This is a genomic window from Pseudarthrobacter sp. DSP2-3-2b1, from assembly GCF_049895945.1.
Lineage (GTDB): Bacteria > Actinomycetota > Actinomycetes > Actinomycetales > Micrococcaceae > Arthrobacter.
The window spans coordinates 53,541-59,540 of the sequence record NZ_JAFCTI010000018.1 but is presented as its reverse complement, the minus strand read 5'-3'; the positions used below and the strand labels follow the sequence as shown (position 1 = coordinate 59,540).

Annotated in this window: 6 protein-coding genes; 4 read left to right on the top strand and 2 right to left on the bottom strand. The window is 66.3% G+C overall.

Annotation, left to right across the window (positions count from 1 at the left end):
* From ACP7AX_RS18005 to purM, 4 genes are all read left to right on the top strand, one after another.
* Positions 1–1,451 (top strand): glycoside hydrolase family 13 protein (locus tag ACP7AX_RS18005; RefSeq protein ID WP_426228422.1); only part of this gene is annotated, 1,451 nt, incomplete at its 5' end.
* Between the two features lie 39 nt (positions 1,452–1,490).
* Positions 1,491–1,805 carry a hypothetical protein gene (locus tag ACP7AX_RS18000; protein WP_131683142.1) on the top strand — a complete coding sequence of 105 codons (315 nt, stop codon included), beginning with the start codon at positions 1,491–1,493 and terminating at the stop codon, positions 1,803–1,805.
* Between the two features lie 60 nt (positions 1,806–1,865).
* Entirely contained in the window at positions 1,866–3,554 is a 1,689-nt protein-coding gene (gene purF, locus ACP7AX_RS17995) for an amidophosphoribosyltransferase (RefSeq protein ID WP_426228420.1), read from the top strand.
* A complete protein-coding gene (purM, locus tag ACP7AX_RS17990; protein WP_426228418.1) occupies positions 3,551–4,711 on the top strand; it encodes a phosphoribosylformylglycinamidine cyclo-ligase in 1,161 nt (386 codons plus the stop codon). The genes purF and purM overlap by 4 nt, the downstream gene beginning before the upstream one ends.
* Before the next feature lie 12 nt (positions 4,712–4,723).
* On the opposite strand, the gene ACP7AX_RS17985 is transcribed toward purM, so the two are convergent.
* On the bottom strand, positions 4,724–5,503 hold the full coding sequence (locus ACP7AX_RS17985; protein WP_426228416.1) for a VOC family protein: 780 nt from the start codon (positions 5,501–5,503) through the stop codon (positions 4,724–4,726).
* Positions 5,504–5,740: 237 nt separating this feature from the next.
* Positions 5,741–5,974, bottom strand: coding sequence for a DUF3073 domain-containing protein (locus tag ACP7AX_RS17980; protein WP_108598626.1), 234 nt, complete (start codon positions 5,972–5,974; stop codon positions 5,741–5,743).
* Between the last annotated feature and the right edge of the window lie 26 nt (positions 5,975–6,000).

Below are 6,000 nucleotides of genomic sequence, written 5' to 3'. Positions count from 1 at the left end.
GGCTTGGCACGCTGGAGGACTTCAACGCCATGACGTCCGCCCTGCATGGCGCCGGCATCAAGCTGATTGTGGACATCGTGCCCAACCACTCCTCGAACCGCCACGAGTGGTTCCGGGAAGCCCTCGCCTCGCCCGAAAAGTCCGCGGCCCGCGACCGCTACATTTTCCGCGACGGCTCGGGCGAAAACGGCGAACTGCCGCCGTCAGACTGGGACTCCGTGTTCGGCGGTCCCGCATGGGAGCGCATCATTGAACCCGACGGAACCCCCGGGCAGTGGTACATGCACATCTTCGCCAAGGAACAGCCGGACTTCAACTGGGACAACCCCGAGGTCCGAGAAGACTTTCTGAAGACCCTGCGCTTCTGGTCCGACCGGGGCGTGGACGGTTTCCGTATCGACGTCGCCCATGCCCTGACCAAGAACCTCGAAGAGTCGCTGCCCACCAAGGCAGACCTCGAAGCCCAGGGCGAGGCGCTGTACCTTGCCGGCTCGCATCCGTATTGGGACCGCGACGAAGTCCACGAGATCTACGCCGAGTGGCGCAAGGTCTTCAACGAATACAACCCGCCACGCACCGCCGTCGCCGAAGCCTGGGTGCACGCGGACCGCCGCGCCCGTTACGCCAGCCCGGAGGGCCTTGGCCAGGCCTTCAACTTCGACCTGCTGCAGGCAGACTTTGACGGTGCCCAGTTCCGGAGAATCATTACGAAGAACCTGGCCGAGGCTGAGGCTTCCGGCGCTTCCTCCACGTGGGTGTTCTCCAACCACGACGTCGTCAGGCATGCCACCCGCTACGGGCTCCCCGTATCCGCTCCTTCGGCCGGGGGCGACATCATGGCCGGCGAGGCGGGCAAGCAGTGGCTGCTCGACGGCGGCAAGCAGGAGGACGTCGACGTCGAACTCGGCCTGCGCCGCGCACGCGCCGCATCCTTGCTCATGTTCGCCCTCCCAGGCTCCGCGTACCTGTATCAGGGTGAGGAACTGGGCCTGCAGGAAGTCGGCAGCGAAATTCCCGATGCAGAGCGCCAGGACCCCGCCTTCTTCCGCAACAAAGGCGTCGAAATCGGCCGTGACGGCTGCCGCGTTCCATTGCCCTGGGCAGCCTCAGGCAACTCGTTCGGTTTCGGGACGGGCGGCGCCCACTTGCCCCAGCCTGAGTGGTTTGCCACCCACTCAGTGGAAGCCCAGGAAACGCAGGAGGACTCAACTCTGGCCCTCTACCGCCGGGCGCTTTCCCTGCGGTCGAGGCTGCAGACCGCTGAAACGCTGGAATGGCTGGAGACCGGCCGGGCCGACGTCGTGGCCTTCCGGCGCCCCAACGGCTGGACCTCAGTTACGAACTTCGGTAAGAAAGCCTTCAAATTGCCCGCTGGCGAGGTCCTGGTCTCCAGTTCGCCACTCGAGGAAGAGTCCCTGCCCGGAGCGGCCACTGCGTGGCTCCAGGCATAGCTGCACCGTGCACTGAAACAGGTGAGTAGGCTAGATGGCATGGCTTTTGAAGAAACCCCCGCTGAGCGCCGCGAGGTCACCGTGCGCCGGGCCCCCAAGTATGTGCCGTTCCTCATCCTCGGCGCCCTGGTGGGAGTTCTGGTGGCGGCCGGCGTCGCTTATGGGCTGCCCGGGGACGAGGAATTTGACCGCGGGGCGGTGTTCGGATTCTTCCTGGTGGCGTTTGGCGCCGTGGGGGCGATCCTGGGCGCCGTTGTTGCCCTGCTGCTGGACTGGCTGAGCGTCAAACGCCAGCGGCGCGCCGTGGTGGAGGCCGTCCCGGACTCCGAGCCCGACGACGGCGGGCAGCCCTAGCTGCCGGTCACAAACACTGCGGCGGAAAAGTCGTACCTCATCTCGTGAGATAATCGACCAGTGGCACGCGGCGATGGAAAACTTTCTCATGATCTTCTCCCTGGCGAAAAAGGCCCTCAGGACGCTTGTGGCGTTTTCGGGGTCTGGGCACCAGGTGAAGAAGTAGCAAAACTCACCTATTACGGGCTGTATGCACTACAGCACCGCGGTCAGGAGTCGGCTGGTATTGCCACCAGCGACGGCAAGCGGATCAACGTCTACAAGGACATGGGCCTCGTTTCCCAGGTCTTCGACGAGACCACGCTGAACACCCTGACCGGGCACCTGGCGGTGGGTCACTGCCGCTACTCCACCACCGGAGCCAGCCACTGGGCCAACGCCCAGCCCACCCTCGGCGCCACCAGCACCGGCACTGTGGCCCTGGCGCACAACGGCAACCTGACCAACACCGCCGAGCTCAACGCCATGATCCAGGAACGCAACGGCGGCCAGCTCAGCGGCGAAATGAAGCAGGGCAACACCTCGGACACCGCCCTGGTCACGGCGCTGCTGGAAGGCGAAGAGGGCAAGACCCTCGAGGAGACCGCCACCGAACTCCTGCCCAAGATCAAGGGCGGCTTCTGCTTCGTCTTTATGGATGAAGGCACCCTCTACGCCGCCCGCGATACGTACGGCATCCGCCCGCTGGTGCTGGGCCGGCTGGAACGCGGCTGGGTTGTCGCGTCCGAGCAGTCCGCCCTGGCCACCGTGGGCGCCAGCTTCATCCGCGAAATCGAACCCGGCGAATTCATCGCCATCGACGAGGACGGCGTGCGTTCCAAGCGCTTCGCGGAGCCGACGCCGGCTGGTTGCGTTTTCGAATACGTTTACCTCGCCCGCCCGGACGCCGCCATCGCCGGCCGCTCCGTGTACGAGTCCCGTGTGGAGATGGGCCGCCAGCTGGCCCGCGAAAACACCCAGGAAGCGGACATCGTGATTCCGGTCCCGGAGTCCGGCACCCCTGCAGCCGTGGGCTACGCCGAGGAATCGGGCATCCCGTTCGCGCACGGTTTCGTCAAGAACTCCTACGTGGGCCGCACCTTCATCCAGCCTTCGCAGACGCTCCGCCAGCTGGGCATCCGGCTCAAGCTGAACGCGCTCGAGTCCGTGATCCGCGGCAAGCGCGTGGTGGTGGTGGATGACTCGATCGTCCGCGGCAACACCCAGCGCGCAATTGTCCGGATGCTCCGTGAGGCAGGCGCCGCGGCCGTCCACATCAAGATCTCGTCCCCTCCCGTCAAGTGGCCCTGCTTCTACGGCATCGATTTCGCCTCCCGCGCGGAGCTCATCGCCAACGGAGCCACCATCGAGGAAATCTCCCAGGCCATCGGCGCCGATTCGCTCGCGTACATCTCCGAAGACGGCATGATCGGCGCCACCCTGCAGCCGCGTGAACGTCTCTGCACCGCCTGTTTCACCGGCCAGTACCCCATCGCACTCCCGGGCTCGGACAAACTGGGCAAGAACCTGCTGGAGCGCACCGACCTCGGCGGCCTGGCGCCGTCGCCCTCTGCCCTCCCGGGCACCACCGCCGCACTGGCCGTGGCCACCATCGGCCTCGATGAGGACCCGGCGGACGACGAAGGCTCCGACGGCTGCGATCCGGGACCGGACGCTGAGTTTGAGGACCTGCTGACCGACGAAGACCGTGTGCCCGAGATTCACCACGCAGCCACCTCCACCGGCGCCGACAAGAAAGAGTCCGTATGACTTCCGCTACTCCTGCAGCCGGCCACAGCTCACAGAACGCCGCGGGCATCACGTATGCCTCCGCCGGCGTTGACGTTGAAGCGGGCGATCGCGCCGTCGAGCTGATGAAGGGTGCCGTGAAGGCCACCCACAACTCCTCCGTGATCGGCGGGGTGGGCGGCTTCGCCGGCCTGTATGACGTCTCCCGGCTCCTGACCTACAAGCGCCCGCTGCTGGCCACGTCCACGGACGGGGTGGGCACCAAGGTGGCCATCGCCCAGGCCATGGACATCCACGACACCATCGGCTTTGACCTGGTGGGCATGGTGGTGGACGACATCGTGGTGGTGGGTGCCGAGCCGCTCTACATGACCGACTACATCGCCTGCGGCAAGGTTGTCCCGGAGCGCATCGCTGACATCGTGCGCGGCATCGCAGCAGCCTGCTCGGTGGCCGGCACCGCCCTGGTGGGCGGCGAAACAGCCGAGCACCCCGGCCTGCTGGGCGAGCACGAATACGACGTCGCGGGCGCCGCCACCGGCGTTGTGGAGGCCTCCGACCTGCTGGGCCCGGACCGCGTCCGCGCCGGCGACGTCGTGATCGGCATGGCCTCCTCCGGCCTGCATTCCAACGGCTACTCCCTGGTCCGGCGCGTCATCAACCACGCCGGCTGGGCACTGGACCGCCAGGTCTCCGAACTCGGCCGCACCCTCGGCGAGGAACTGCTGGAGCCCACCCGGGTCTACGCCGCCGACTGCCTGGACCTGGCCCGCGCTTTCCCGGTGAACAGCGCCAACGCCGTCCACGGCTTCAGCCACGTCACCGGCGGCGGGCTCGCCGCCAACCTGGCACGCGTGCTGCCGCAGGGCCTCGTTGCCACCGTGGACCGCGCCACCTGGGAACTGCCGGCCATCTTCAAGCTCGTTTCCGAACTGGGCAACGTGCCGCTGGCCGATCTGGAGCGCACCCTGAACCTGGGCGTGGGCATGGTGGCCATCGTGTCCGCAGAAGCCGCCGACGCCGCCGTGGCCCGACTGAACGACCGCGGCCTGCCGTCCTGGATCATGGGCACCGTCACCACGGACTCGGATTCGATCCTCAAGACCGGTCCGGATTACGTGCAGGGCGCCAAGGGCGTGGACGGCGGCGCCGTCCGCCTGGTCAACGCCTACGCCTAAAACCGAGGGGGGTCAGACCTCCAGCAGGCTGAAAACGCCGCCCTGCGGGTCCTTCAGCGTGGCAGTGGCACCGGGAGTTTCCGGATCGTCATCCCCCGGTTCGATCAGCACTTCGGCGCCGGCCGTCACTGCCTTGCGCACCGTGCCGGCAACATCGGAGACGCCGAAGTAGATCTGCCAGCGGGCAGGAGCGTCCGCAGCGACGACGCCGGCCACCTCCGCGCCGTTCACCATCAGCGTTGTGTAGGTGCCGCCGTCGTCCTGGGGATACTCGGTCACCTCGTGACCGAACAGCTGCTGGAAGAACCCGACGGCGGCCTGTGGCTCGGGCGTAAGCAGTTCGGTCCAGGAGAGGGCACTGGGCTCGTTGTACCGGCCCGTGCCGGTGTGCGTGCCCGGCTGCCACACGCCGGTGGTGCCGCCGCCCGGGGGATCCACGAACACCATCACGCCGGTGTCCGCCACCACCTCCGGACCAAACTGGACCAGCCCGCCGGCATGCGGTGTTTCCTCGGCCACGGCGCCGGCGTCTTCAGCGGCGAAGTAGATGTTCCATTGGGCGTCGGTGCCCAGCGATTCCTGGTGCGGGTTCTGTGGCGCCACCACGGCCACCAGGTCCTCGCCGATAAAGGCCTGGGCGTAGCTGCGGCCATCCGGGGTGGGCAGGTCCTTGAACGTCCAGCCGAAGACAGCCGTGTAGAAAGCCTTGGCGGCGTCAACGTCCCGGGTCTGGACGTCAGCCCAGCACGGTTCGCCGTGGGAGTAGCTGCGTGAAGTGGTGTTTCCTGGCATGGGAGGTCCTTTCGCGGCGGCTCATGCATGAACACCTTCAGTCAACACCAAAAAGCCCGCCGCCTGCACCGGGTTCCGGTACAGGCGACGGGCCTGATAACTGAGGCCAGCACTGCGGATCCGCCCGGATCCGGTGTGCTGGAAAAGAAGCGCCGTACTGACGGACAAGCTGTGTGGTCCGGAGGTACTGCGGCGTCACGTGGCCGGTTGCCTTACGGCAACAGGGGCCTGCGACAACTAGCCGATCCGACGGGTATCTACCTCGTCGTCGTCTTCTTCCAAATCGTCCGCGTACTTATCCACATAAGCTGAATAGTCCGGTTCAACCGGCTCATTCGCGAAATGGCTCGTGGCACGACCTTCTGGGCCTTTGAGCTCACGCTGAAGGGCCGAATAGTCAGTGTTCGGGGAATAGTACTTAATATCCCGAGCCTGCTTGGTAGCTTTTGCCTTTTGACGGCCGCGCCCCATGGCGTGACCCCCTTTTGTACTCGGAC